20 protein-coding genes and 1 tRNA gene are annotated in these 25,563 nt (G+C 70.4%); 8 read left to right on the top strand and 13 right to left on the bottom strand.

Translation table 11 applies throughout. The annotated features are described in order from the left end of the window. Positions 1 to 3: 3 nt before the first annotated feature. A complete protein-coding gene (gene selA, locus ABD298_RS02190; protein WP_344298027.1) occupies positions 4 to 1,335 on the bottom strand; it encodes an L-seryl-tRNA(Sec) selenium transferase in 1,332 nt (443 codons plus the stop codon). Positions 1,336 to 1,371: 36 nt separating this feature from the next. After that, positions 1,372 to 1,466, bottom strand: a tRNA-Sec gene (locus tag ABD298_RS02185). A gap of 41 nt (positions 1,467 to 1,507) precedes the next feature. On the opposite strand from ABD298_RS02185, the gene selD reads away from it, so the two are divergent. Continuing rightward, positions 1,508 to 2,530: a selenide, water dikinase SelD gene (gene selD, locus ABD298_RS02180; protein ID WP_344298025.1), complete on the top strand. Its 1,023-nt coding sequence runs from the start codon at positions 1,508 to 1,510 to the stop codon at positions 2,528 to 2,530. A gap of 14 nt (positions 2,531 to 2,544) precedes the next feature. Here the strand turns inward: selD and nrfD are convergent, their stop codons facing one another. The 5 genes from nrfD to ABD298_RS02155 all read right to left on the bottom strand — a co-directional run bounded on the left by nrfD (position 2,545) and on the right by ABD298_RS02155 (position 10,678). Continuing rightward, positions 2,545 to 3,636 carry an NrfD/PsrC family molybdoenzyme membrane anchor subunit gene (nrfD, locus tag ABD298_RS02175; RefSeq protein ID WP_344298023.1) on the bottom strand — a complete coding sequence of 364 codons (1,092 nt, stop codon included), beginning with the start codon at positions 3,634 to 3,636 and terminating at the stop codon, positions 2,545 to 2,547. Further along, positions 3,633 to 4,643: a 4Fe-4S dicluster domain-containing protein gene (locus tag ABD298_RS02170; RefSeq protein WP_344298021.1), complete on the bottom strand. Its 1,011-nt coding sequence runs from the start codon at positions 4,641 to 4,643 to the stop codon at positions 3,633 to 3,635. The genes nrfD and ABD298_RS02170 overlap by 4 nt, the downstream gene beginning before the upstream one ends. Continuing rightward, on the bottom strand, positions 4,644 to 7,988 hold the full coding sequence (gene fdh / locus ABD298_RS02165) for a formate dehydrogenase (protein WP_344298019.1): 3,345 nt from the start codon (positions 7,986 to 7,988) through the stop codon (positions 4,644 to 4,646). It lies immediately after the preceding gene. 67 nt (positions 7,989 to 8,055) lie between these two features. Next, entirely contained in the window at positions 8,056 to 9,297 is a 1,242-nt protein-coding gene (locus ABD298_RS02160; protein WP_344298017.1) for a thiolase family protein, read from the bottom strand. After that, positions 9,278 to 10,678: a class I adenylate-forming enzyme family protein gene (locus tag ABD298_RS02155; protein ID WP_344298014.1), complete on the bottom strand. Its 1,401-nt coding sequence runs from the start codon at positions 10,676 to 10,678 to the stop codon at positions 9,278 to 9,280. The genes ABD298_RS02160 and ABD298_RS02155 overlap by 20 nt, the downstream gene beginning before the upstream one ends. A gap of 40 nt (positions 10,679 to 10,718) precedes the next feature. Between ABD298_RS02155 and ypfJ the strand changes: the two genes are divergently transcribed. Next, entirely contained in the window at positions 10,719 to 11,600 is an 882-nt protein-coding gene (ypfJ, locus tag ABD298_RS02150; RefSeq protein WP_344298012.1) for a KPN_02809 family neutral zinc metallopeptidase, read from the top strand. 80 nt (positions 11,601 to 11,680) lie between these two features. Here ypfJ and ABD298_RS02145 read toward each other — a convergent pair whose 3' ends face one another. Genes ABD298_RS02145 through ABD298_RS02125 form a run of 5 tightly spaced genes read right to left on the bottom strand, consistent with a single transcriptional unit; the run spans position 11,681 to position 16,417 of the window. Further along, on the bottom strand, positions 11,681 to 12,010 hold the full coding sequence (locus ABD298_RS02145) for a metal-sulfur cluster assembly factor (protein ID WP_208712485.1): 330 nt from the start codon (positions 12,008 to 12,010) through the stop codon (positions 11,681 to 11,683). Between the two features lie 17 nt (positions 12,011 to 12,027). Then, entirely contained in the window at positions 12,028 to 12,801 is a 774-nt protein-coding gene (sufC, locus tag ABD298_RS02140; protein WP_344298010.1) for a Fe-S cluster assembly ATPase SufC, read from the bottom strand. 52 nt (positions 12,802 to 12,853) lie between these two features. After that, the gene (sufD, locus tag ABD298_RS02135; protein ID WP_344298008.1) at positions 12,854 to 14,146 is read right to left on the bottom strand and encodes a Fe-S cluster assembly protein SufD; all 1,293 of its coding nucleotides are present in this window, start codon (positions 14,144 to 14,146) and stop codon (positions 12,854 to 12,856) included. A gap of 1 nt (position 14,147) precedes the next feature. Then, positions 14,148 to 15,635, bottom strand: a complete 1,488-nt coding sequence (gene sufB / locus ABD298_RS02130; RefSeq protein WP_344298006.1) for a Fe-S cluster assembly protein SufB — start codon at positions 15,633 to 15,635, stop codon at positions 14,148 to 14,150. Continuing rightward, positions 15,635 to 16,417, bottom strand: coding sequence for a helix-turn-helix transcriptional regulator (locus tag ABD298_RS02125; RefSeq protein WP_369802305.1), 783 nt, complete (start codon positions 16,415 to 16,417; stop codon positions 15,635 to 15,637). Before ABD298_RS02125 ends, sufB begins: the two co-directional genes overlap by 1 nt. A gap of 136 nt (positions 16,418 to 16,553) precedes the next feature. Between ABD298_RS02125 and ABD298_RS02120 the strand changes: the two genes are divergently transcribed. The 3 genes from ABD298_RS02120 to ABD298_RS02110 are packed head-to-tail and all read left to right on the top strand — an operon-like array spanning position 16,554 to position 19,226. Next, positions 16,554 to 17,546 (top strand): ABC transporter ATP-binding protein, encoded by a 993-nt coding sequence (locus ABD298_RS02120; protein ID WP_344298004.1) that lies wholly within the window; start codon positions 16,554 to 16,556, stop codon positions 17,544 to 17,546. After that, on the top strand, positions 17,543 to 18,283 hold the full coding sequence (locus ABD298_RS02115) for an ABC transporter permease (protein WP_344298002.1): 741 nt from the start codon (positions 17,543 to 17,545) through the stop codon (positions 18,281 to 18,283). The genes ABD298_RS02120 and ABD298_RS02115 overlap by 4 nt, the downstream gene beginning before the upstream one ends. Positions 18,284 to 18,287: 4 nt before the next feature. After that, on the top strand, positions 18,288 to 19,226 hold the full coding sequence (locus tag ABD298_RS02110) for a COX15/CtaA family protein (protein ID WP_344298000.1): 939 nt from the start codon (positions 18,288 to 18,290) through the stop codon (positions 19,224 to 19,226). A 91-nt stretch (positions 19,227 to 19,317) separates the two neighbouring features. On the opposite strand, the gene ABD298_RS02105 is transcribed toward ABD298_RS02110, so the two are convergent. Then, entirely contained in the window at positions 19,318 to 20,262 is a 945-nt protein-coding gene (locus ABD298_RS02105) for a heme o synthase (protein ID WP_344297998.1), read from the bottom strand. A 430-nt stretch (positions 20,263 to 20,692) separates the two neighbouring features. Between ABD298_RS02105 and tkt the strand changes: the two genes are divergently transcribed. The 3 genes from tkt to ABD298_RS02090 are packed head-to-tail and all read left to right on the top strand — an operon-like array spanning position 20,693 to position 25,554. After that, positions 20,693 to 22,795 carry a transketolase gene (gene tkt / locus ABD298_RS02100; protein WP_344297996.1) on the top strand — a complete coding sequence of 701 codons (2,103 nt, stop codon included), beginning with the start codon at positions 20,693 to 20,695 and terminating at the stop codon, positions 22,793 to 22,795. Positions 22,796 to 22,813: 18 nt separating this feature from the next. Further along, positions 22,814 to 23,941 carry a transaldolase gene (tal, locus tag ABD298_RS02095; RefSeq protein WP_344297994.1) on the top strand — a complete coding sequence of 376 codons (1,128 nt, stop codon included), beginning with the start codon at positions 22,814 to 22,816 and terminating at the stop codon, positions 23,939 to 23,941. Positions 23,942 to 23,943: 2 nt separating this feature from the next. Further along, positions 23,944 to 25,554, top strand: a complete 1,611-nt coding sequence (locus tag ABD298_RS02090) for a glucose-6-phosphate isomerase (protein WP_344297992.1) — start codon at positions 23,944 to 23,946, stop codon at positions 25,552 to 25,554. Positions 25,555 to 25,563: the final 9 nt, after the last annotated feature.

Genomic DNA, 25,563 nt, shown 5'->3' with positions numbered 1-25,563 from the left:
CGCTCAGCCCGCCCTGCCGGCACCCGCGCCGTCGAGGGCCGCCAGCGCCTGCCGCACTGCGGCGAGGATCCGGTGGTCGTCGTCCTCGGGGACGCAGCGCAGATCCACCAAGCACGAGCCGTCGTGGACGCGCGGCAGCACGGCCGGCTCGCCGGTGCGCAGGAGGGCTGCGATCCCCTCGGGGAGTTGGAGCGCCCATCCGGGCAGGGGAACACCGGGGGCACCGCCGCCGCCGACCCGACCGTCGTGCGGCACGACAGGTACGCCCAGGGCGCGCGCGAGCGTGTCCGTTCGGCGCCGCACCTCGCCCACGTCGGCGTGCAGCGACCGGACCACCGGCGGCGGGTCCCCCGCAACCGTCGCCTCGAGGGCGGCGAGGGCGAGCTTGTCCGCCCGGACGGCACGCGCGAGCGGGTGGCGGGCCAGCCGCTCGATGATCTCCCTGCGGCCCAGGAGCAGACCCGCCTGAGGGCCGCCGAGCAGCTTGTCGCCGCTGGCGATGACGACGTCGGCACCGTCGCCCAGCGCCGTCGCAGCATCGGGTTCGTGCGGCAGGTGCGGGTCGGGCGCCAGCAGCCCGCTCCCAAGATCAGCCACGAGCGGTATCCCGTGCCCAGCCGCCAGGGCACTCAACTCCCCCAGCCCGACTGCGGAGGTGAATCCGTCAACCCGGAAATTGCTCGGGTGGACCTTGAGCACGCAGCCCGTCTCGGGGCCGACGGCGTCGGCGTAGTCACGCAGGTGCGTCCGGTTGGTCGTGCCCACCTCGCGGAGCACTGCGCCGGTCGACGCGATCAGGTCGGGCAGGCGGAAGCCTGCTCCGATTTCGACGAGCTCCCCTCGGCTCACCACCACCTCCCGGCCGGCGGCGAGGGCTGTGGTGGCCAGGACCAGGGCCGCAGCCCCGTTGTTGACGACCAGCGCGTCCTCCGCGGCCGGGCAGGCGGCGAGCAACGCGGCCCGGGCGCTCGCCCCGCGGCGGGAGCGGGTGCCGTCTGCGAGGTCGAGCTCCACGTCGACGTAGCCGCTGGCGGCCACGAGGGCTTCAACCGCACGAGCGGAGAGAGGGGCGCGGCCGAGGTTCGTGTGGACGATGACGCCCGTCGCGTTCAGCACCGGGCGGAGGGTTGTCGCGCTGCGCGCAGTCAGAGCGCCGACCAGGGCCGGCTCCACATCGCTGGGCGCGAGCTCGCCGCGCCGTGCCCGCTCCTGAACCTGCCGGACGGTGTCCCGGATGACGCGCTCGTTCAGTCGGCTTCGGGCCTGATGGACAGCCGGCAGGGCCAGCAGGTCGTTCGTGCGGGGGATGAGGCGGCGAGGGTCGACGTCGTCCACATGCCCTCCTCAGTGCCGGCATCACCTGCCGATGGTTGGCGGTGGCGGACGGGAATCGAACCCGCCAGACCGAGATGCTCGGTCTCACCGGTTTTGAAGACCGGGGGGCCCACCAGGACCCGGACGCCACCGGAGCCCAATGTAGCAGCTCGGCTGCAGGTAGGCTGGGCCCGTGAATGAGGTCCGGACGTCCCTCCCGCGGCTCGACGACGGCGCTGGCGCGCGCCGGCTCACCGACTATGCGCACGGCGGAGGCTGCGCGTGCAAGATCCCGCCCGGCGAGCTCGAAGACGTGGTCCGCGGCCTCATGGGCCAGTCCGGCGCGGACGTGCTGGTCGGGCTCGACAGCGGCGACGACGCCGCCGCCGTCTTGGTGCGCGAGGATCTGGCGGTGCTCTCCACCGCGGACTTCTTCACCCCCGTCGTCGACAACCCCTTCGACTGGGGCCGCATCGCCGCAGCCAACGCCCTCTCCGACGTGTACGCCATGGGAGGCCGTCCGATCATGGCGGTCAATCTCGTGGGATGGCCGCGCGAGGTGCTCCCCACGGAGCTGATGACCGAGGTGCTCCGCGGCGGGCTGAGCACCGCTGCGGAGGCCGGCTGTCCGGTGATCGGCGGGCATTCGATCGACGACCCCGAGCCCAAGTACGGCATGGCGGTGACCGGCGTCGCCCATCCCGACCGGCTGCTGCGCAACGATGCAGCGCAGCCCGGTCTGCCGATCACGCTCACGAAGCCCCTCGGCGTCGGACTCCTCAACAACCGGCACAAGCGGACCGGGGAGGTGTTCCCCGAGGCGGTGGCGACGATGACGGCACTGAATCGCGATGCGTCCGAAGCGGCCGTGGCCGCCGGTGTGCGTGCTGCGACGGATGTGACCGGGTTCGGCCTGCTGGGCCATCTGTACAAGATGTGCCGCGCCTCCGGGGTGGGCGCGGTGGTCGACCTCGCGTCAGTGCCGCTGGTCGAGGGGGCCCGCGAGTCGCTGCAGGAGGGCTTCGTCTCCGGCGGGACCCGGCGCAACCTCGACTGGGTGCGGCCACATCTGCGGTTCGGTTCCGGGGTGACCGACGACGATCTGCTCCTCCTTGCCGACGCGCAGACCTCGGGCGGCCTGCTCGTGATCGGAGAACTGCCCGGGCATCCCGTGGTCGGCCACACCGTCGTGGGCGAGGGCATCGAGGTCCGCTAGACGGAGGTGGCGTATCAGCGCGCGGTGGTGATCGAATCGTCCGTGACGCCGGCCGCGCGGCGGGCAGCGAGCCGCTTCTTCTGCGGTTCGATCGTGTAGCGCGGGTCCTTGGCCGAGGAAAGGCCTGCTTCGAAGAGGCCGAACCTGGTGAGGGCGGAAGCGGCCAGCAATGCCAGCCCCGAGGCTGCGGCCACAGCGCGGCTGCGGCCGGCCAGCAGTGTCCCCACCCCGCCGGCGATCGCCAACCGCTCGCTCCATTTCAGCATGGCACCGGGCCTGCCCTCGTGCAGGGGCTCGGCTTCCACCGGATCCATTCGGTGCTCCATGACCCGCGTCGCCACGAGATCGCCGACGACGCCGAGCGCGCCCAACGTCCGGGCCGGACCGGCCTCGTGGATTGGAGTCGTGATCATGGCGAGCCCGGCTGAGGCGAGCGACGCCGAACTCACGAAGACGAAGGGCAGCTCCTCATGGGCTGCGTTCCAGGTCGGCGTGGCAGTGTCGCCGAGCAGGACCGCTGTGTACGCCGCCAGAGGACCGGCGAACAGCGCCGCCTCGAATCCGGCCGGCCCCTCGACAGCCTGCAGTACCGGCCGCAGCGGGCCCAGCGGCAGCCGCCTGCCACTCATGCGGTCGATCTCCGCGACCGCCGCCACGCCTGCTCCGGCGCTGAACGCGCTGAGGATCCAGGAGCCGACACTCATCGGCGAGGTCAGCTTGAAGGTACGGAGCATATGCAGGAAGCGTTCCGGCCTGCCGAGGTCCTTCACGAGTGCAGCCGCACCGAGGCTCACCGCTGCGAGGGCACTCAGCCGCGCGTTCCGGCGAAGCGCCTCGCGGCCGGTCAGCTGGCCGCCGAAGCCGAGCAGCGCGGAGCCTCCCGCGACGCCGCCAAGGAACAGGTAGGCGGCAACGTCGTCGCCCCACGGCGCAGGCTTGACCACGGGACGGCCGTAGTAAGAAGTGAACTCGGGCTCCGGCACCATCGGCATTTCCCGGGATCCATCGCCGCCGTCGCGGCGGCGTACGCCACGCTTGGGGCCGCCCCGGAGACCGCGGCGGGGAGGCATCGGTGGCCGGAAGCTGTCAAAATCCGAGTGGGTCACGCACGTCCTCTCACGAAAGCCAACGCGGCCGCGGCCACCATTCCGGCCACGGCGATTCCCGCACGCCGGTACATGCGGGGCAGATCGGCAGTGGGAACCTTCGGGTCAGGCGGAAGCCCATAGACCTCGGGCTCGTCGAGCAGCAGGAAGACTGAGCCGGTTCCGCCGACGCCGTCGAGCTCGTTCGCGCCGTAGAGCCTCGCCTCCGTCAGGCCCTGCGCGTGCAGGGCGGCAACCCGCTCCCTCGCCGTTTCCACCATGTCGTCATGGTCGCCGAACTTGATGGACGTCGTCGGGCAGGCTTTGGCGCAGGACGGTGTCTCGTCGGCCACCAGTCGGTCATAGCACAGCGTGCACTTCTGGGCGATGCCGACATTGGGGACCGCGGGGTGGTCGGCGTGCCGGTCCTCCCGCTCGGCGGCCACCGCGACAGTCCCGTCGCGGCGGCGTTCGATCACGCCGAAGGGGCACCCTGCCACGCAGGTCCCGCAGCCGTTGCACACGTCGTCCTGCACGACGACGGTGCCGAACTCGGTGCGGAAGAGCGCTCCGGTGGGACAGACGTCGAGGCATCCGGCGTGGGTGCAGTGCTTGCAGACGTCAGAGGACATGAGCCACCGGAAGTCGGCGGTGTCCGGCGGCGTCGTATCTGCCTCCGCGAGGCTCACCGTCATCTCCGCGGCAGCCGCTGGAGGGCCGACACGGGGCATCCCGAGGTTGACGAGCGCACGTCCGGACTCGCGGGCTTCCGCAATCCGTTCCTTGCCCTGCTCGACGAAGGCGACGTGGCGCCACGTGCTCGCCCCCAGTGCCCCGGTGTTGTCGTACGAGGATTCGAGCAGCTCGAGATTCCCGTCCTGGGGATTGTGGTTCCACTCCTTGCACGCAACTTCACAGGCCTTGCAGCCGATGCAGATAGAAGTGTCAGTGAAGAACCCCTTGCGCGGCTGGGCGTTCTCCCAGTGAGCATCGGCAGTGGGATCGGTCGGTCCGGACAGCTGGCCCATCTAGTCCTCCACCCTCGCGTCGGTGCCCGGCTCGCCGCCCTGGCCGGGTCCGGGAGCGAAGCCTTCCGCAGCGGGATCGGTGACCGCGCTGTTCCCGGTCTCGGGTGTCGTGCCCGCCCGCGCCTGGTACTCGGCCACCAGGGCCAGCAGGTCCGCCCCTCGGGGCCGGCGGCCAGGCCGGATATCGCAGGACGCCACCTTCGACTCCTGGATCTGGACATTCGGGTCCAGTGTCACGCCCAGGAGGTCGTTGGCCGCATCGCCGCTGACGACCGCGTTCTCCCCGACGCCCCAGTGGTACGGCAGGCCGATCTGGTGCACCGTATGGTTGCCCACGGTCAGCGGCTTCATCCGTTCGGTGACGATCACCTTCGCCTCGATGGCGGAGCGCGGCGAGATGATCGTTGCCCACCCGTAGGGCTCGAGCCCTCGCTCGGTGGCCAGCTCGGGGGAAACCTCGCAGAACATTTCCGGCTGCAGTTCCGAGAGGTACGGCAGCCAGCGGCTCATGCCTCCCGCAGTGTGGTGCTCCGTGAGGCGGTAGGTGGTGAAGACGTAGGGATAGACGTCAGCGCCGCTGATGCCAGCGCTTGGCGCACTGAGGTTGTCGGCTCGGGGGAACACGAGCCGTGCTGGGCTCTGCTGCTGCGGGTACAGCGCGTTGGCCACCGGCGATTCCTGAGCCTCGTAATGAGTGGGAAGGGGTCCGTCCACGAGGCCCTTGGGCGCGAACAGCCAGCCCTTGCCGTCAGACTGCATGATGAACGGATCATCTCCGCTGAGCGCGGCGGGACCGCCGAGCGCGGGGTCGGGCTTGCTCCCCGGGGCCCTGTCAGGTGGGAAGTCGGGAACGTCGTCGCCGACCCATCGCCGCTGTTCCTCGTCCCACCAGATGTACTTCTTCCGTTCGCTCCACGGCTTGCCGGCCGGATCGGCAGATGCCCGGTTATACAGGATCCTGCGGTTGGCGGGCCAGGCCCATCCCCATTCCGGAGCCGTGGGCCCCTGCTCGTGGCCGGGCTTCCGATTGGCGGCGTGATTGATGCCGTCCGCGTACACGCCCGTGTAGATCCAGCAGCCTCCCGAGGTTGAACCGTCGGCACGCAGCTCGGTGTACGCCGAGAGGAGCCTGCCTGCGTCCGGCCCCTCGAGATGACGGCCGTTGATCTCGGCCAGCACCGACTCGGGGTCAGGATCGCCGTGCTCGTCCGTGGGATAGTCCCAGGTGAGGTCGAGCAGCGGGCGGTCGCGTTCGTCGTCGGACCCGGCCAGCTTCTCTCGGATCCGCTGGCCCAGCTCGACGAAGAACTGCAGTTCGCTCTGGCAGTCTCCTGGCGGTGTGACCGCTTGATGCCGCCACTGCAGCAGCCGTTGGGTCTGGGTGAACGACCCTGCCTTCTCCACATGGGTGGCGGCAGGCAGGAAGAACACCTCGGTCTCGATGTCCTCGGTTCGCAGCTCCCCGGACTCGATTTCCGGGCCGTCCTTCCACCACGTCGCCGACTCGATGAGATTCAGGTCCCGCACCACCAGCCATTTCAGGTGCGACATCCCCAGCCGTTGCATCCTGCCGTGGGCTGAACCGACGGCCGGATTCTGTCCGAGGAGGAAGTAGCCCTCGACCTGGTCGTCGAGCATGCCCATCACGGTCTCGTACGTGCCGTGCGCTCCGGTCAGCCGGGGAAGGTAGTCGTACGCCCAGTCCTTCTCCGCCGTCGCGGCGTCGCCCCACCAGGCCTTCAGCAGGCTGACGGTGTAGGCATCTGCGTCGGCCCAGAAACCCTTCTGCTTCTTCGAGGCGACGGCGTCCAGATAGGCGCTGAGGGTGTCGTGGCGGCCTGCGCTGGGCATTGGAAGGTACCCAGGGAGCAGGTTGAAGAGCGTCGGGATGTCCGTGGAGCCCTGGATGCTGGCATGGCCGCGCAGAGCCATGATCCCGCCGCCGGGGCGGCCCACGTTTCCGAGCAGAAGCTGCAGGATCGCGGCGGCCCGGATGAACTGCGCCCCCAGTGTGTGCTGGGTCCAGCCCACGGCGTAGGCAAAGCACGTCGTCCGCTCGCGCCCCGAGTTCTCCGTGATGGTGCGCGCCAGATACTCGAAGTCGGCGATGTCGATTCCGCACATGTCCCTGACCACCTCGGGGGTGTAGCGGGAATAGTGACGCTTGACGATCTGGAAGACGGTCCGCGGGTCCTGCAGCGTGTCATCACGCTGCACCTGGGCATGCTCCAAGGCGGGGCCGCCACTGCCGAAGGCGTCGCCAGCGGCCCGAGCCGAAGCGTGAACGCCATGTTCCGAGCCCGCCCCCGGCTCCTTGACGCCGTCACCGCCCTCTTCCGCGTACGACCACGAGGCCGTGTCGTACGCCCGCTTGTCCCGATCGAAGCCGGAGAACAGTCCGCCGAGATCCTCGGCGTCGCGGTAGTCATCGTGCACCAGCGTTGCCGCATTGGTGTACGCCTTCACGTACTCCGTGAACCAGAGGTCGTTGGTGATGACGTAGTTGATGAGCGCGCCCAGGAGGACAACGTCCGAGCCGGCACGGATCGGGATGTGCCTGTCAGCGACCGCGGAGGTACGCGTGAACCTGGGGTCGACGTGGATGACCTTCGCGCCGCGGGCTTTCGCCTCCGCTACCCACTGGTATCCCACAGGGTGGCACTCGGCCATGTTCGAGCCCTGGATGACGATGCAGTCGGCATTGGCCATGTCCTGCAGTGATTGCGTCGCACCACCGCGTCCAAAGGAAGCTCCCAAACTGGGAACCGTGGCGGAGTGTCAAATGCGCGCCTGGTTCTCGGTCTGCACCGCCCCGGCAGCCGTGAAGAGCTTCTTGATGAGGTAGTTCTCTTCGTTGTCGAGGGTGGCGCCGCCCAGCGACGCGATCCCCATCGTCCGGCGAAGCGGCCTTCCGTGCTGGTCTTCCTGCTGCCAGGTCCTGCGGCGCGTCTCGATGAACCGGTCCGCCACCATGTCGATGGCCTTCTCCAGGTCCAGATGCTGCCATTCGGTGGAGCGGGGGGCGCGGTACAGCACTCGGGTCTGCCGGCCCGGCGAGTTGACGAGCTGCTCGCTCGCGGAACCCTTGGGGCAGAGCCGGCCCCGCGAGATCGGCGAGTCCGGATCGCCTTCGATCTGGACAACCTTCTCGTCCTTCACGTAGACACGTTGTCCACATCCGACAGCGCAGTAAGGGCAGACGCTCTGCACGACGCGGTCCGCTGTGGACGTCCGCGGGGCGACCGCCTGTGTCTTGGGCGACGTGACCGATGGTCCGCGGCCGAACAGGTCGCCCGTGGTCACCTGCCGAACCACCGGCCACTCGAGGAAGCTTCGCCGTGCCATGTCCGGGAGCATATCCCACATCACACCGCACGCGACAGAACCTCGCGGTCCCATGGGCGGCGTTCCCTCAGCCGTGCGGCGTCCTGGCCTCGAAGAGGGCCGCTGTGCCAAGGCCCCCCGCGGAGCTGATGAGCGCGAGGCACAGCGCGCCGTCGGGGAGCGATTGTGCGCGGGCGAGCAGCCGGACCACCGAGACCGCCCCGGAGGCACCGTATGCGTGCCCGAGGGCGAGCGCCCCGCCGTCAGTGTTGAGCACGGCCTCCAGCTGCGTTGGCCCGAGGCCGAGCCGGTCGGTGCACGCGAGGACCTGGCCCGCGAAGGCTTCATTGAACTCGATGGCGGCGACGTCCTGGATGTCCAGCCCGAGATCCGACAGCAGCGACCCAGCCGCCGCTGCCGCCCCGAGGCCGAGCCGCCGAGGGTCCACGCCCACGGTCGTCGCGCCCACGAAGGCCAGCGACGCGCGCCCGCTGGCCCCGTGGCAGTCGACCGCGGTACCGCGGGCTGCCACGAGCACCGCTGCCGCGCCGTCGGCGTCGAAGCACGAGTTCCCGGCCGTGACGGTCCCGCCGGCGGCGAACGCCGCCGGGAAGCGGGCCAGGAGCCGGGCATCGAACCGCGCGCGGGGCCCGTTGTCCGCCCGCACGCACCCGCCGCCTCCGCGCACGGGCACGAGCTCGCCGTCGAACGCCCCCGAGGACGCCGCGGCGAGGGCCAGACGGTGGCTCCGCAGCGCGAACGCGTCCTGGCGGTCACGGGCCACGCCGGCCTCGCGTGCCACCGTCTCTGCCGCGAAGCCCATGTCGGGGTCGCCGGGCTCCGCCTCGCCGTCCCGCGTCGGGGCGTGCTGGGCGCGGCGGTAGAAGTCGACGCCGCCGCCTGGCAGCCGTCTCCCCCGCACCGGTGCGGTGCTGATCGACTCCGCGCCTCCGGCGAGGAAGGCCTCGCCGGCGCCCGCCTGGGCGAGTCGGCACGCGAGGACCACGGCGTCGAGCCCCGACCCGCACTGCCGGTCCACCGTGATGCCCGGGAGCCGCTCCGGCAGTCCGGCGTCCAGGGCGGCGAGGCGGGCGAGGTTGCCGCCGCCCCCCGCGGCGTTCCCCACGACGACGTCGGCGAGCCGCGCGGGGTCGAGGCCGGGCGCCGCGGCCAGCGCCTCCAGGACGGGGGCCAGCAGCCGATGGGCGGGGACGTCGGCGAGCAGGGTGCCGGCGCGCGCGAGCGGGGTGCGTCGGCCGGCGACGACGAGGGGCGCGCCGTCCGGCGCGAGCCTCCGGCCGGCGCCGGACTCAGGGAAGGGGCCGCGCACGCGCGTCGCCCTCGAGGATCCAGCGCTGGAACTCGGCCCGGCTGAGCTTGCCCCGCTCCGTGGTGGGGAGCTCGGCCAGCTCGAGGTACGCCAGCGGCCGCTTGACCGGCGGGAGCGAGCCCTCGAGGCCCGCGCGCACGGCGAGCTGGCCGAGCCCCGCGTGCGAGGGCACGATGCCGGCCACGATCCTCTGCCCGCGCACGTCATCGGGAACGCCGGCGACGACGACCTCCGCCACGCCGGGAAGGATCGCCAGCGCCGCCTCGACCTCGTGCGGGTACACGTTGGCGCCGCCCGTGTTGATCATGTCGGCCCTGCGGCCGAGGACGTGGAGGATGTCGCCGTCGAGGAATCCCTGGTCCCGCACCGTGGCCCAGCCGCTGAGCCTGGTGAACGCCTCGCCGTCGTCGCCCCACACGTAGCCTGCGGAGACGAGGGCGCTCTTCACGCAGATGTTGCCCACCCCGCCGGCGTGCACCGGCTCGCCCGCGTCGTCGAGGATGGCCAGGCGGACGCCGGGGAACGCGCGCCCGACGCCCGTTCCGACCTGAGCGCCGACAGTGCCCGGCTCGTGGAGCCGAGCCGCGACGAACGAGAGCTCGGAAGCGCCGTAGTACTCCCACACCGCGGCCTGAGGCGCCCAGCGCCGGACGGCCTCGAGCGTGCGGAGGTCGAGCTTCTGCCCCGAGCACACGACGGCGGTGACGCCGCTCGCGTCGATGTCCCCGGTGAGGCCCCGCTCGGCGAGGACCCGCAGCATCGTCGGGACCAGGACGAGCCTGGTGATGCCCCGCGAGGTGATCTCGGCGTGGGCGTCGCCGACATCGAAGTGCGGGAGGGTGTGGAACGTGGCCCCCGCGTACAGGCACTCGGAGAGCGCGTACAGGTTCAGGCTCGCCGAGAGCGGCCCCGGCGCCAGGACCCGGTCCTCGGGCTTGAGCGCGAAGCACTCGATCGAGGCGTCGAAGGACCGCCGCCACGAGTCCCGCGCACGCGAGAAGCCCTTCGGCAGCGAGGTCGTGCCCGAGGTGAGGCCGACGAGGAAGGATGAGTTGGGATCGCCGTCGGCCAGTTCCGCCGGGCCCGGCTCCACCGTGCGCCAGCGCTCGGCGAGCCGGGCCTCGACGTCGGCGGCGAGCTGCTCCGGCCACAGCGGGTCCAGGACGGCACACTCGCGCTCCCCCGCCACGCCCGCGGCCCACCGGACGGCGAAGTCGACGCCGTTGCCCTGCCGGAGGATGCCCGTGGGCTCGCCCGACCGCGCAAGGGCCGCCGCGGCGTCGTGCAGCTCGGACCAGGTGAGCCGCTCGCGCCCGCACACCACCGCGGGCTCGTGCGGCTTCTGCGCCGCCCAGCGGCGCAGCTGGTCAAGGAAAGGCATCACAGCAGTCTACGGCGGCCGCCCCGCTACTCTGGGGTACATGAGCTTCAATGACGGTGCACAGCTGGACCCGTCGCAGGTCCAGGACCGGCGCGGCGGCGGCCTCGGGCGCGGTGGGGTGATCGGCGGCGGGATCGGCGGGGGCATCGTCGCGCTCATCCTGGTGCTCCTCGGGGTGAACCCGCAGATCCTCGGGGACCTCACGAACCAGGCGCCCCAGACACAGCAGGCCAATCCGAGCAGCCTCGCCGAGTGCCGCACCGGCGCGAACGCCGACGAGCGGCTCGACTGCCGCATCGTCGGCACGGTGAACAGCCTCAACGCGTTCTGGGGCAGCTACCTCCCCCAGCGGGGCGTGAAGTACCCGCGGCCGCAGGCAGTCATCTTCAGCCAGGCGACGAGCACGGCCTGCGGATCCGCCACGAGCGAGGTGGGGCCGTTCTACTGCCCCGGGGACACGACCGCCTACTTCGACCCCGGGTTCTTCCAGCTGCTCGAGACCCGGTTCGGGTCCTCCGGGGGCCCCCTCGCGCAGGAGTACGTGGTGGCGCACGAGTTCGGCCACCACGTCCAGAGCCTCATCGGCACCCTCGACTACGCGCAGAAGGACCCGCAGGGACCCCAGTCAGGCTCGGTGCGCGTCGAGCTCCAGGCCGACTGCTTCGCCGGGATCTGGGCGCACTACGCGTCCGACAAGGGCTCGGGCCAGCCGTTCCTCGAGCCGCTGACGCAGAAGGACGTCCAGGACGCGCTCTCGGCTGCCTCCGCCGTGGGCGACGACCGCATCCAGAAGTCGGCGACCGGCCGTGTGAACCCTGAGGGCTGGACCCACGGGTCGAGCCAGCAGCGCCAGACCTGGTTCATGCGGGGTCTCCAGAGCGGCGACCTCGACCAGTGCAACACGTTCTCGGGAGCCATCTGACGGACGACGACGGGCGGTCACCTTCCGCGGGGAAGGTGACCGCCCGTCGTCGTGCTTGGCGCAGGTGCGGACGCCGGCTGTCAGATGTTGAAGCCGAGGGCCCTCATCTGGTCGCGGCCGTCCTCGGTGATCCGCTCGGGACCCCACGGGGGCATCCACACCCAGTTGAGGCGCCACTCGTCCACCACGCCGTCGAGCGCCTGGCCGACCTGCTCCTCGAGGATGTCGGTGAGCGGGCACGCGGCCGTGGTGAGCGTCATGCTGATGAGCAGGGCGCCGTCCTCGCCGTACTCGAGGCCGTAGACGAGCCCCAGGTCCACGACGTTGACGCCGAGCTCGGGGTCGATGACATCCTTGAGGCGTTCTTCGACGTCCTCGAGCGAGGTCTGTGCGGGCTGGATCTCAGTCATTGCTGCCTTCCAGGTGATCAGGCCGTCACTGCCGAGCCGGCGCCGGCCACGTAGCGGTCGTAGCCCTCGTCCTCGAGGCGGTCGGCGAGCTCGGGGCCGCCCTGCTCGACGACCCTGCCGTCCACGAACACGTGCACGAACTGAGGCTTGATGTAGCGCAGGATCCGCGTGTAGTGCGTGATGAGCAGGGTTCCCATGTTGCCCTCGTCCTGGGCGCGGTTGACGCCCTCGGAGACGACCTTGAGGGCGTCGACGTCGAGGCCGGAATCGGTCTCGTCGAGGATGGCGAACTTGGGCTTGAACAGCTCGAGCTGGAGGATCTCGACCCGCTTCTTCTCGCCGCCCGAGAAGCCCTCGTTCACGTTGCGCTGGGCGAAGTCGGCGTCGATGCGCAGCTGCTCCATGGCGCTCTTGACGTCCTTGGTCCAGGTGCGCAGGGCCGGGGCCTTGCCGTCGATCGCGGTCTTGGCGGTGCGCAGGAAGTTCGTCATCGTCACGCCCGGCACCTCGACCGGGTACTGCATCGCGAGGAACAGGCCGGCGCGGGCGCGGGCGTCGACGCTCATCGCGAGGACATCTTCGCCGTCGAGCGTGATGGAGCCCGAGGTGACGGTGTAGCGCGGGTGGCCGGCGATGGTCGAGGCGAGGGTGGACTTGCCCGAGCCGTTGGGGCCCATGATCGCGTGGGTCTCCCCCGTCTTCACGCTCAGGGTGACGCCCTTGAGGATCTCCTTGACGCCCTGTTCGGTCTCGATCGAGACGTGCAGGTCCTTGATCTCCAGAGTGGACATATGTGTGTTCTCCTTGTGCCCGGTAGGCCCGGGCTAGCCGAAAAGGTGAGGGTCAGATCTCGCTGGCTTCGAGCTCGCGCTCGACGGCCTCGGTGAGGTGCTCTTCGATGGACGGGACGCCGATCTTCTGGATGATCTCGTTCAGGAAGCCGCGCACGACCAGCCGCCGGGCCACATCCTCGGGGATGCCGCGTGCCATCAGGTAGAAGAGGTGCTCGTCGTCGAAGCGGCCGGTCGCGCTCGCGTGGCCTGCCCCTTCGATGAGTCCGGTCTCGATCTCGAGGTTCGGCACCGAGTCTGCGCGGCAGCCGTCGGTCAGGACGAGGTTCTGGTTCTTCTCGTAGCTGTCCGTTCCCTCGGCCTGCTTCTGGATCAGCACGTCGCCGACCCACACCGTGCGCGCGTCCTTACCCTGGAGGGCTCCCTTGTAGAGGACGTTGGAGACGCAGTTGGGCTGGGCGTGGTCCACGAAGGTGCGGTGCTCGAGGTGCTGCCCGGCGTCGGCGAAGTAGAGGCCGAAGAGCTCGGCCTCGCCGCCCGGAGCCGCGAAGCGTGCCGTGGGGGTGACGCGGACCACGGACCCGCCGAGGCTGACGCTGATGTGCTTCAGGTGGGCATCGCGGCCGATCTTGACCTGTTGGCTCGAGGCGTGGACCGAGACGTCGGTCCACTCCTGCAGGGTCACCACGGTGAGGTCTGCGCCGTCCTCGAGGACGATCTCGACGTTCTCGGACACGACTGCCTCGCCGACGTGGTTGAGCACGACGACGGCGCGGGCGCCCTTCTCGGCGACGATCACCAGGTGCAGGGCTGCTGCCGCGGCGCCGGCGCCGGTCACGGTCACGAGGACGTGCTCGTCGAGCTCGGACCCCGCGGGGACCGTCACGACGGTGGCCTCGGAGAAGTGCGCCCACGCGTTCGCGGAGACGCGGTCCTCCGGGATGCCGGCGGTGCCGATGCGTGCGTCGTCGCGGCCGACCGTCTCGACGCGGACCGCCTCGGGCCCCGTGACGTCGACTGTCGGGGCCGCGCCGTCGAGCGCCGCCGTGTGGAGCCCACCGAGGCGCTTGAGCGGCGTGAAGCGCCACTCCTCCTCCGTGCCCTTGATGGCCGGGAAGTCCTCGAGCCGGTACGACGTCAGGCGGCCGGCGCGCGAGCTGTCCGGGATGCCGTAGCCGCCGCCGTGGGAGTGGCTCTTGGCGGCGGCGCCGCCCAGGGGCGAGGCGGTGGTCTGCGCCGGGGCGAGCGTCTCGCCCTCCTCGGTCAGCCCTGGGATGGACGGCGCGCCGATCCGGGCCTTCTCGTCGAGCTTCTCTTCGGTCGTCACTTCGGTAAGTTCAGCCATATCAGCCGACGGACCCTTCCATCTGCAGTTCGATCAAACGGTTCAGCTCGAGGGCGTACTCCATGGGGAGCTCGCGCGCGATCGGCTCGATGAAGCCGCGCACGATCATCGCCATGGCCTCGTCCTCGGGCAGGCCGCGGGACATGAGGTAGAAGAGCTGCTCCTCGGACACGCGGGAGACGGTCGCCTCGTGGCCGAGCACGACGTCGTCCTCGCGGATGTCGATGTACGGGTAGGTGTCGGAGCGCGAGACGGTATCCACGAGCAGCGCGTCGCAGCGGACCGTGTTGGCCGAGTGCTTGGCGCCCTCGCGGACCTGGACGAGGCCGCGGTACGCCGCGCGCCCGCCGCCACGAGCCACCGACTTGGAGACGATCGAGGACTTCGTGTTCGGGGCGATGTGCACCATCTTCGAGCCCGTGTCCTGGTGCTGGCCCTCGCCGGCGAAGGCGATCGAGAGGGTCTCGCCCTTGGCGTGCTCACCCACGAGGTAGACAGCCGGGTACTTCATGGTGACCTTGGAGCCGATGTTGCCGTCGATCCACTCCATGGTGGCGCCCTCGTGGCAGATCGCGCGCTTGGTCACGAGGTTGTACACGTTGTTCGACCAGTTCTGGATCGTCGTGTAGCGGACGCGGGCGCCCTTCTTGACGATGATCTCGACGACCGCAGAGTGCAGCGAGTCGGAGGTGTAGATCGGGGCCGTGCAGCCCTCGATGTAGTGGACGTAGGAGTCCTCGTCGGCAATGATCAGCGTCCGCTCGAACTGGCCCATGTTCTCCGTGTTGATGCGGAAGTAGGCCTGGAGCGGGATCTCGACGTGCACGCCCTTGGGCACGTACACGAAGGAACCGCCGGACCACACGGCCGTGTTGAGGGAGGCGAACTTGTTGTCGCCGACCGGGATCACGGTGCCGAAGTACTCCTGGAAGAACTCCGGGTGCTCCTTCAGCGCGGTGTCAGTGTCAAGGAAGATCACGCCCTGGGCCTCGAGGTCCTCACGGATCTGGTGGTAGACGACCTCGGACTCGTACTGCGCCGCGACGCCGGCCACGAGCCGCGCGCGCTCGGCCTCCGGGATGCCGAGCTTCTCGTACGTGTTGCGGATGTCCTCGGGGAGGTCCTCCCACGACTGCGCCTGCTTCTCGGTGGAGCGGACGAAGTACTTGATGTTGTCGAAGTCGATCCCCGACAGGTCGGCGCCCCACAGGGGCATCGGCTTGCGGTCGAAGTACTTCAGGCCCTTAAGTCGGAGGTCGAGCATCCACTCGGGCTCGTCCTTCTTGGCCGAGATGTCGCGGACCACGTCCTCGTCGAGGCCGCGCCGGGCGTTGGCGCCGGCGTCGGTCTTGTCGGCCCAGCCGTACTCGTAGGTTCCGATCCCGTGGAGCTCCGGGTTCTTCTCCAGGATCTCAGTGATCACCGTGGTCTCGGCGCCGTCGGCGCCCACGGCCCGTGCGGTGGCGTTGTCAGCTAATTGATCCGTCATCACGGCCTCTCGTGCTGCTTGGTTGCGGTCTCCGGGTCGGCCGGCGTGAGCTTGGCCCTCCCGGTGGGTATGTGGGTAGTGCACACGTGCCCGCCTTGGGCGAGCGTTGACAGCCTGCGGACGTCGACGCCCAGGAGTCGGGAGAACGCCGCAGTCTCGCTGTCGCAGAACACGGGGAACTCGGCCGCCAGCTGCTGGACGGGACAGTGTCCCTGGCAGAGCTGGACGCTTGCGAGGTGCGCGGGCAGGGGCGCCTTCCCCTGGACCGACGCGGCCGACGCCACGAAGCCGTCGGCGGTGAGAGCCTCGGCAAGGGCGCGGGACCGGGCCTCGACGTCGTCGCCCGCGGCGTCGACGAGCGGCTGGTAGCGCCGCTCCATCGCCGCGAACCGCTCGTGGGCGAAGTCCTCCACGGCGCTGCGGCCGCCAACCTCGGCCAGGCGTTCGAGGGCCTTGCGGGCGATGTCGAGGTAGTCGTCACCGATGGTGGACTGGCCTCGGGAAGTGAGGACGTAGCGGCGTGCCGGCCGGCCGGCGCCCGTCCCGGAGGTCGCGACGCGCTTGACTTCGACGACGCCGGCCTCCGTGAGCGCGTCGAGGTGGCGGCGCACGGCCGCGGGCGTCACGTTCAGCATGTCGCCGAGCTCGGCGGCGCTGACAGGGCCGTGCTCAAGCACGGCGCTGAGGACGCGGTCACGCGTGCGGTCCTCGGAATCGGCCGGACGCGGTGCTGGGCGCCCGGCAGCGTGCTGCGCAGGCTTCGGCGTCGTCACGGAATACACAACACAATCATTGCCTAATATTCCGCAGGTCTCCAGTAAGGAGAGGCTTATCACGCCGCTGGCGAACCGAGGAAGGGGACTTTGGTCCCTGATCCGCCCGCCGGGCCGATCCTACTACCCCGCGTAGAATGTACGGGTGCTCAGAACCGGTACCCCCTGCCTCGAGATCGAAGGCCTGGTCAAGGACGTCGGCCCGCTCCCAGCCCTCGACGGGCGGATGAAGAGGGTCCTGGCTGGCGTCGACCTCACAGCGAATGCGGGCGAGATCACCGTGATCCTCGGTGTCAACGGCGCGGGGAAGACCACAACCCTCGAATGCGCCCAGGGCCTCCAGCGCCGCACGGACGGCACGGTCAGACTCCTCGGGGAGGACCCGGAAACGGCCAGCGCCGAGCTGCGCGCGCGTGTCGGCATCATGCTCCAGGAGGGTGGTCTCCCGCCCTCGGCCCGCCCCGTGGCACTCCTGCGCCATGTCGCCGGGATGTACACCGACCCGCTCGACGTTGACGAGCTCGCCGGACGCCTCGGGATCGACGACTTCGCCTCGACCACCATCCGCCGCCTCTCCGGGGGACAGAAGCAGCGCGTCGCCCTCGCCTGCGCGCTGGTCGGCCGTCCGGAGGTGGTCTTCCTCGACGAGCCCAGTGCGGGCCTCGACCCGCAGTCCCGGCAGCTCGTGGTCGACCTCATCGACGGGCTGCGCCGGGACGGGCTCGGCGTGATCCTCACGACGCACCTCCTCGACGACGCCGAGCGACTGGCTGACGTCGTCCACATCCTCGACCGGGGTCGTGTCGTGGCGAGCGGCACCGTCGCGGAGCTCGCCGCCCACCGCGGGCCGGCCCAGCGCCGCCTGAGCCTCGCCTCGGATCCCGCGCTCCCGCTCGCCGACGCCTTCGGCAGTCGCCCCGGCCTGGAGGTCACCGAGCGCTCGCCCGGGCAGTACACGGTCGACGGCGAGCTCACGCCGGCTGATCTCCTCGCGCTCGCAGGGTGGCTGGAGGCGCGCGGAATCATGCCGCGCAGCCTCGAGCTGGGAGCGCAGAACCTCGAGGACGTGTTCCTCGCGATCGCCGCGGAGTCCGAGTCGGAGGCGGCCGCCGCCGGGCGCGCGGGTGAGGCCGCATGAAGGCCGCGACCCTCCCCCGCCGGATCTGGCAGCAGGGACGCTACGAGACCGTCGCGATGCTGCGCAATGGCGAGCAGCTCATCCTCATGATCGTCCTCCCGCTCATCGCCCTCATCGGCCTCAGCGTCACGCCCTTCCTCGACGGGCTGGGGCCGAGCCGGGTCGACGTCGCGGCGCCCGGCGTGCTCGCGCTGTGCACTATGAGCGTCGGCTTCACCGGGCAGGGCATCGCGACCGGGTTCGACCGCCGATACGGGGTCCTCAGGTTCCTGTCCACGACGCCCCTCGGGCGCGGGGGCCTCATCGCGGGCAAGGTCCTCGCGGTGCTCGTGGTCCTCGCGGTCCAGACTGTTGTCATCGGCGGCACTGCCCTCGCCCTGGGCTGGAGGCCGGCGGCCGCCGGCGTCGTCCTGGGCGTCCCGCTCCTCGCTCTCGGAGCGGCGGCCTTCACGGCCCTCGGCCTGCTCATCGCCGGCACCGCGCGTCCCGAGGCGACCCTCGCCGTGACGAACCTCGTCTGGATCCTCCTCGGCCTCTTCGGCGGCATCGTGCTCCCCGCCACCCGCCTCCCGGCCGCGCTCGCCCCCGTTGTCGGATTCCTGCCCTCGGGCGCCCTCGGAAACGCGCTGCGGAGCGCGTTCCTCGACGGCACCCTCGACCTCGGCGCCGCCGGGGTCCTCGCCCTGTGGGCCGTGCTCGTCGGCACGGCCGCCACCCGCTGGTTCCGATGGAGCTGATCTCATGACCACCACTGGCCCGACCGTCCTCAAGCGCTTCGCGGCGCGGCTTCCGCACGAGGTGGACCGCCGCATCCGCGCCCTGTCGATTGCGTCCCTCGTCGGGCAGATCGTCCTCATCGGCACCGGCGGCGCCGTGCGCCTGACCTCGTCCGGACTCGGCTGCCCCACGTGGCCGCGCTGCACGGCGGAATCGCTCACCACGACGGCCGAGATGGGACTGCACGGGGTCATCGAGTTCGGCAACCGCCTGCTGACGTTCGCCCTCACAGCGGTCGCCCTCGCGATGCTCGTCATGCTCTGGAACCTGCGGAAGGAGCGCCGCGACCTGTTCTGGCTGGCCGTGGGCCTGCTCGCGAGCGTCCCCGCGCAGGCGATCATCGGCGGCATCACCGTGCTCACCCAGCTCAACCCGTGGGTTGTGGGGCTGCACTTCCTCGTCTCCATGGCGCTCGTTGTGCTGGCGATGCTGCTCGTGAACCGCGCGTTCGGGCGCACGGGCCGCTTCATGGACCGCTCCTACCCCGCGCTTCCGAGCTCGGCATTCCCCGCGGCCGCGGCCACAGCGGTGGCAGCGGGCGCCGCCGTCGTGCTCGGTGTGGTGGTGACCGGCGCCGGCCCCCACGCGGGCGACGCCGATGCCCCCCGCAACGGGCTCGACTGGGACCTCTTCTCCCACATCCACGCGGTCCCCGCCTATCTCGTGGCCTTCGGCGCACTGTTCGGGATCTGGGTGGCGGTCCGCTACCGCGCGCGAGGCGCGTACCGCAACGGCGTCGCCGCGCTGTTGGCGCTCACCGTGGCGCAGACGGTCCTCGGCATCACGCAGTACTACACCGGCATCCCGCCGCTGCTGGTGGGAACCCACATGGTCGTGGCGGCGCTGCTCGTCGCAGCGGCAGTGAACACCGCGGACATCGCAAAGCACAGCCCGCGAGCCTAGGATCCGCAGCCCGCCCCGAGGATGCACACAGACGCAGGAAGGGCCACGCCGGAATCCGGTGTGGCCCTTCCTGCGTCTGCCGCGTTGCCAGTCAGCCGACGAGCGGCGCCCCCACGAACGGGTCCACCGCGAGGGCGAGGAACAGGACGGTGAGGTAGCTGATCGAGCCGTGGAAGACCTTCATGGCCTTCTTGTCCTCGATCTCCTCCCGCTGCGCCCGCGTGTAGAGGGCGTGCGAGACGTAGAGGAACCAGATCCCGCTCGCGACCGCGGCCACCGTGTACACCCAGCCGGCGCGGCCGAGCGGGATCAGCAGCAGCGAGCAGATCACCATGGCCCAGGCGTAGAGGACCACCTGGACGGCCACGATCTTCGCGCCGGCGATGGCTCCGAGCATGGGGACATTCGCGTTGCGGTAGTCATCGCCGTAGCGCATGGACAGCGGCCAGTAGTGCGGCGGCGTCCAGAGGAAGATGACCATGAAGAGGATGATTGCCGGCCACTCGACCGTGTTCGTGACGGCGGCCCAGGCGATGAGCACGGGGAAGCAGCCCGCGGCGCCGCCCCACACGATGTTCTGCGCGGTGCGGCGCTTGAGCACGAGCGAGTAGACGACCACATAGAAGAAGATCGCAGCGGCCCCGAGCACCGAGGAGAGCGGATTTGCCCCGAACCACAGGATGGCGAGGGAGGCGATGCCGAGGATCCACGCGAACGCCAGTGCTTCCCGGGGCGTCACCTCGCCCGTGACGAGCGGCCGGTTCACGGTGCGGCGCATGAGGCGGTCGATGTCGCGGTCGATGTAGCAGTTGAAGGCGCCGGCGCTGCCCGCCGCGAACGCGCCGCCCACCATGGTGGCGAGGATGAGGCCGATCGACGGGAACCCTCGCTCTGCGTAGATCATCGTGGGCAGGGTGCTGACGAGGAGGAGCTCGATGACGCGAGGTTTCGTGAGGGCGACGTACGCCTTGACCTTGCGGCGCAGACCGAGCTTGGCTGATCCGGACTGGGCAACGGGTGCGTCTGCTGTACTCACGGGTGCGCGACTCTGTTCTACTCGGTATCACTCAGTTGAGATGCGGGCCGTGACGCGGCCTCGAAGGCGCACGTGGCCGCCTCCATGATACCCGGCGCCTGTGCTGTCCCCGATTCCGCGCTCGCCCCGCATGTCCGGCGGATTTCCGCGGCATCACGCCCGCACGCGGGTCGCGTGATTCACACTGCGGAATATCGCGGCAAATTTTGGGAACACCCTCTCGTCGGACCCCGCCGCGTGGCTAGTATGTGAGCTGGACGTCCCTTACATGCCATGTGTCCTGCCGGCCCCCGCCAGGACGTGGACGTCCGCAGACAACGTTTCGATGGTGAACGGCTGGCAGTGCGTCGCAGGCCCACCATTTTTTCGCGGGCTCGCCGGAGGCTGCTTGCCGTCAGCAATGGAGAGGGGCTCGGTCTTAGTGCCTGCTGTGGATGTACAAGAACTGGTCTGGACGGATCTGGACCGCAAGGCTGTGGACACGGTGCGCGTGCTGGCTGCGGACGCGGTGCAGAAGGTGGGCAACGGGCACCCGGGCACGGCGATGAGCCTCGCCCCGGCCGCGTACCTGCTGTTCCAGAAGCTCATGCGCCACGACCCCGCCGATCCCACGTGGATCGGCCGGGACCGGTTCATCCTCTCCCCCGGGCATTCCTCCCTGACGCTGTACATCCAGCTGTTCCTGGCCGGGTACGGGCTGGAGCTGGACGATCTCGAGTCGCTGCGCACGTGGGGCTCCCTCACCCCGGGCCACCCCGAGTACGGGCACACCAAGGGCGTGGAGATCACCACCGGCCCCCTCGGGCAGGGCCTGGCCTCCTCGGTGGGCTTCGCGTACTCCCAGCGTCGCGAGCGGGGCCTCTACGACCCCCAGGCGCCCGCCGGCGAGTCGCCGTTCGACCACACGGTGTGGGTCATCGCCTCGGACGGCGACCTGCAGGAGGGCGTGACCTCGGAGGCCTCCTCTCTGGCCGGGCACCAGGAGCTGGGCAACCTCGTGGTGATCTACGACGAGAACCACATCTCCATCGAGGACGACACCGACGTGGCCTTCACCGAGGACGTCCTGAAGCGCTACGAGGCCTACGGCTGGCACACCCAGCGCGTGGACTGGACCGCCTCGGGCGAGTACAAGGAAGACGTGCAGGGCCTGTGGGACGCGCTCGTGGCGGCAAAGGCCGAGACCGGGCGTCCCTCAATCATCTCGCTGCGGACCATCATCGGCTGGCCGTCTCCGACCAAGCAGAACACGGGCAAGATCCACGGCTCGGCCCTCGGGGCGGACGAGGTCGCTGCGCTCAAGGAGGTCCTGGGCTTCGACCCGGAGAAGTCCTTCGAGGTCGATCCCGAGGTCCTGGCGCACACCCGCGGCGCCATCGAGCGCGGCGAGGCCGCCAAGGCCGCCTGGCAGGAGTCCTTCGACGCATGGAAGGCGGCGAACCCCGAGGCTGCGAAGCTGCAGGAGCGCATCGAGGCCCGCCAGCTTCCCGCCGGCTGGGAGAAGTCCCTGCCGGTGTTCCCCGCCGGCAAGGAGGTGTCCACCCGTGCCGCCTCGGGCAAGGTCCTGAATGCGATCGGCCCGGTCCTGCCCGAGCTCTGGGGCGGGTCCGCTGACCTTGCCGAGTCGAACAACACCACGATCGAGGGATCCCCCTCGTTCATCCCCTCCTCCCGCTCCACTGGGGCGTGGAAGGGCAACGAGTACGGCCGGGTGCTGCACTTCGGCATCCGCGAGCACGCCGCCGCCGCCATCGTCAACGGCATCACCCTTGGCGGCAAGACCCGAGCCTTCTCCGGCACGTTCCTGATCTTCTCCGACTACCAGCGCCCCGCGATCCGCCTCTCGGCCCTGATGGGCATCCCGTCCACGTACGTGTGGACGCACGACTCGATCGGCCTCGGCGAGGACGGCCCGACCCACCAGCCCGTGGAGCAGCTCGCGTCGCTGCGCGCCATCCCGGGGCTCGACGTCGTGCGCCCCGCCGACGCGAACGAGGTCGCCCAGGCATGGAAGGCCATCCTGGAGAACACGGACCACCCCGCCGGGATCGTCCTGACCCGCCAGAACCTGCCCGTCTGGGACCGCGCTGAGGGCGGCTTCGCCGACGCCGCGGGCACCGCCCGCGGCGGCTACGTCCTCGCCGAGGCCCAGCGCGACGGGAAGGACGTGGACCCCGAGGTGATCCTCATCGCCACGGGCTCCGAGGTCCAGCTCGCCGTTCAGGCCCGTGAAGCACTGGCCGCCGACGGCATCGCCGCCCGAGTGGTGTCCATGCCGTGCGTCGAGTGGTTCAAGGCCCAGGACCCCGCCTACCAGGAGTCCGTGCTCCCCGCCGCCGTGAAGGCCCGCGTCTCCGTCGAGGCCGGCCTCGCGCTCGGCTGGCGCGAGTTCGTCGGCGACGCCGGCCGCACCGTCTCCCTCGAGCACTACGGCGCCTCCGCCGACTACAAGACCCTGTTCCGCGAGTTCGGCATCACCGCGGAGGCCGTGACCGCCGCCGCCAAGGACTCCCTCGCCGCCACCGCGGCCTGACCCCACCAGGAGGACACCATGACCACCCCGACTCAGGCCCTCTCCGACGCCGGCGTCTCCATCTGGCTCGACGACCTCTCCCGTGCCCGCCTCACCGACGGCTCCCTCAAGGCCCTCATCGAGGAGAAGAACGTGGTCGGTGTGACCACGAACCCGACCATCTTCCATCTGGCCATCACGAAGGGCCACGGGTACGACGCGACCCTCGCCTCCCTCGCGGCAGAGGGCGCCGACGTCGAGCGCGCCGTCTTCGAGCTCACGACCGCGGACGTCGCGGACGCATGCGACCTCTTCGCTCCCGTTGCCGAGGCCACGGGCGGAGTCGACGGCCGCGTCTCGATCGAGGTCGACCCGCGCCTGGCCTGGGACACCGCTGCGACCATCGCCGAGGCGAAGAAGCTCCACGCCAAAGTTGCCAAGTCCAACGTGCACATCAAGATCCCGGCCACGGTCGAGGGCCTGGAGGCGATCTCCGAGACCCTCGCGTCCGGGATCAGCGTCAACGTCACCCTGATCTTCTCGCTCGAGCGGTACCGCCAGGTCATCAATGCCTTCATGACCGGGCTCGAGAAGGCCAAGGCCAACGGGCACGACCTATCCCAGATCCACTCGGTCGCCTCGTTCTTCGTCTCCCGCGTGGACACCGAGATCGACAAGCGCCTCGAGAAGATCGGCACGGACGAGGCCAAGGCCCTCAAGGGCAAGGCCGGCCTGGCCAATGCCCGCCTCGCCTACCAGGTCTACGAGGAGGAATTCTCCTCCGAGCGCTTCAAGCTCCTCGCCGATGCGGGCGCGCGGCCCCAGCGCCCGCTGTGGGCCTCCACCGGCGTCAAGGACCCGAGCCTTCCGGACACCCTCTACGTCACGGGCCTCGTCGCCCCGGACGTCGTGAACACCATGCCGGAGAAGACACTCGAGGCGACTTTCGACCACGGCGAGGTCACGGGCGACACCGTCACCGGAACCTACGCTGAGGCGAACGCGCACCTCGATGCCCTGGCCGGCCTCGGCGTCGACTACAACGACGTCGTCGCCGTCTTGGAGTCCGAGGGCCTGGACAAGTTCGTCGCGTCCTGGAACGAACTCCTGGCCGACACCGAGGGTGCCCTCGCCTCCGCCAAGACCGCCGACGCGAAGGGGGCCTGAGTATGAGCGCCCTCACCTTCGACGCGACGGGTTCGGCCCGCGAGGCGGTCGAAGCGCACGCCCCGGCCCTCGCGGCAGACAACGTCGCGAGCCGGATCTTCGCGAAGGACCACACCCTGTGGGGCCCGGAGGCCGAGGAGGAGTCCGCGAAGCGGCTCGGATGGGTCGAGGCAGCGTCCGTCTCCCGGCCGCTCGTCGCGGACATCCTTGCCCTGCGCGACGAGTTCCGCGCGGAGGGCGTGGACCGGATCGTGCTCTGCGGCATGGGCGGCTCGTCGCTCGCCCCCGAGGTCATCGCCGCCACGGCGGGAGTGCCGCTCGTCGTCCTCGACTCGACCGACCCCGAGCAGGTCGCCTCGGCCCTCTCCGAACGCCTCGAGAACACCGCTATCGTCGTCTCGTCCAAGTCGGGTTCCACGGCGGAGACGGATTCGCAGCGGCGGGCGTTCGAGGCGGCCTTCACCGGAGCCGGCATCGATCCGGCGCGCCGGATCGTCGTCGTCACGGACCCCGGCTCGCCGCTGGATTCGGCGAGCCGCGAGGCCGGCTACCGCGCCGTCTTCAACGCCGACCCCACGGTGGGAGGCCGGTATTCGGCGCTCACCGCGTTCGGCCTCGTGCCCTCGGGGCTCGCGGGCGTGGACATCGAGGCGCTCCTCGACGAGGCCGAGGAGGCCGCCGAGCTCCTGCGTGACGACTCCGAGGACAACGTCGGCATCCGGCTCGGCGCCGTGCTCGGCGGCACCTCCCCCCTGCGGGACAAGATCGTGATCGTTGAGGACGGATCCGGGATCGCGGGCTTCGCCGACTGGGCGGAGCAGCTCATCGCGGAATCGACCGGCAAGAACGGCCGCGGGGTCCTCCCTGTCGTCGCGACCGTGGACTCGCCCGAGGTCTCTGCCGGCGCGGCCGATGTGCTGGTCGTGCGGCTCGTGTCGGCCGACGCCGAGCCCTCCTTGGGCGCGGACGAGGCCGCCGTGGGCGGAACCCTCGCGACGCAGATGTTCGTGTGGGAGTTCGCCACCGCGGTCGCCGGTCGGCTCCTCGGCATCAACCCGTTCGACCAGCCCGACGTCGAGGCCGCCAAGGTCGCTGCGCGCGGACTCCTGGATGGCCGCCCCGAGCCGACCCCGGCTGCCTTCAGCGACGGCCCAATCGAGGTGCGCGGCGGCGACTGGCTCGGGGGTGCGTCGACGGCCGAGGAAGCGGTGAAGGCACTCCTGGCCCAGCTCGGCCCGGACGGCTACCTGAGCGTGCAGGCGTACCTCGACCGACTCGCCTTCCCTGAGCTCGAATCGGTCCGCGACCGGTTCGCCGCGGCGACCGGACGGCCCACGACGTTCGGGTGGGGCCCCCGCTTCCTGCACTCCACCGGGCAGTACCACAAGGGCGGTCCCGCCGTCGGCGTGTTCCTGCAGATCACGGCGGAGGCCGCGCAGGACGTCTCCATCCCGGACCGGCCCTTCACGTTCGGCCAGCTTATTGCGGCGCAGGCAGCCGGCGACGCCCAGGTGCTCGCGGAGCACGCCCGTCCCGTGCTCCGCCTCCATCTGACCGACCGCCGTGCCGGTGTCGCAGCGCTGGTCGAGCTCGTCTCGGCGCTCGCCCGGTAGCCACGAGAA

This window comes from Sinomonas flava, assembly GCF_039531875.1.
Taxonomy (GTDB): Bacteria; Actinomycetota; Actinomycetes; order Actinomycetales; family Micrococcaceae; genus Sinomonas; species Sinomonas flava.
Note: the sequence above shows the minus strand (reverse complement) of the source record. Positions and strands in the feature narration are given on the sequence as shown.

Excerpts from the sequence above, each read along its gene's own strand:
- ABD298_RS02170 (WP_344298021.1), bottom strand. The coding sequence starts at position 4,643 with ATGGGCCAGCTGTCCGGACCGACCGATCCCACTGCCGATGCTCACTGG.
- ABD298_RS02155 (WP_344298014.1), bottom strand. The coding sequence starts at position 10,678 with ATGCCTTTCCTTGACCAGCTGCGCCGCTGGGCGGCGCAGAAGCCGCAC.
- ypfJ (WP_344298012.1), top strand. The coding sequence starts at position 10,719 with ATGAGCTTCAATGACGGTGCACAGCTGGACCCGTCGCAGGTCCAGGAC.
- ABD298_RS02145 (WP_208712485.1), bottom strand. The coding sequence starts at position 12,010 with ATGACTGAGATCCAGCCCGCACAGACCTCGCTCGAGGACGTCGAAGAA.
- sufC (WP_344298010.1), bottom strand. The coding sequence starts at position 12,801 with ATGTCCACTCTGGAGATCAAGGACCTGCACGTCTCGATCGAGACCGAA.
- sufD (WP_344298008.1), bottom strand. The coding sequence starts at position 14,146 with ATGGCTGAACTTACCGAAGTGACGACCGAAGAGAAGCTCGACGAGAAG.
- sufB (WP_344298006.1), bottom strand. The coding sequence starts at position 15,635 with ATGACGGATCAATTAGCTGACAACGCCACCGCACGGGCCGTGGGCGCC.
- ABD298_RS02115 (WP_344298002.1), top strand. The coding sequence starts at position 17,543 with ATGAAGGCCGCGACCCTCCCCCGCCGGATCTGGCAGCAGGGACGCTAC.
- ABD298_RS02110 (WP_344298000.1), top strand. The coding sequence starts at position 18,288 with ATGACCACCACTGGCCCGACCGTCCTCAAGCGCTTCGCGGCGCGGCTT.
- tal (WP_344297994.1), top strand. The coding sequence starts at position 22,814 with ATGACCACCCCGACTCAGGCCCTCTCCGACGCCGGCGTCTCCATCTGG.
- ABD298_RS02090 (WP_344297992.1), top strand. The coding sequence starts at position 23,944 with ATGAGCGCCCTCACCTTCGACGCGACGGGTTCGGCCCGCGAGGCGGTC.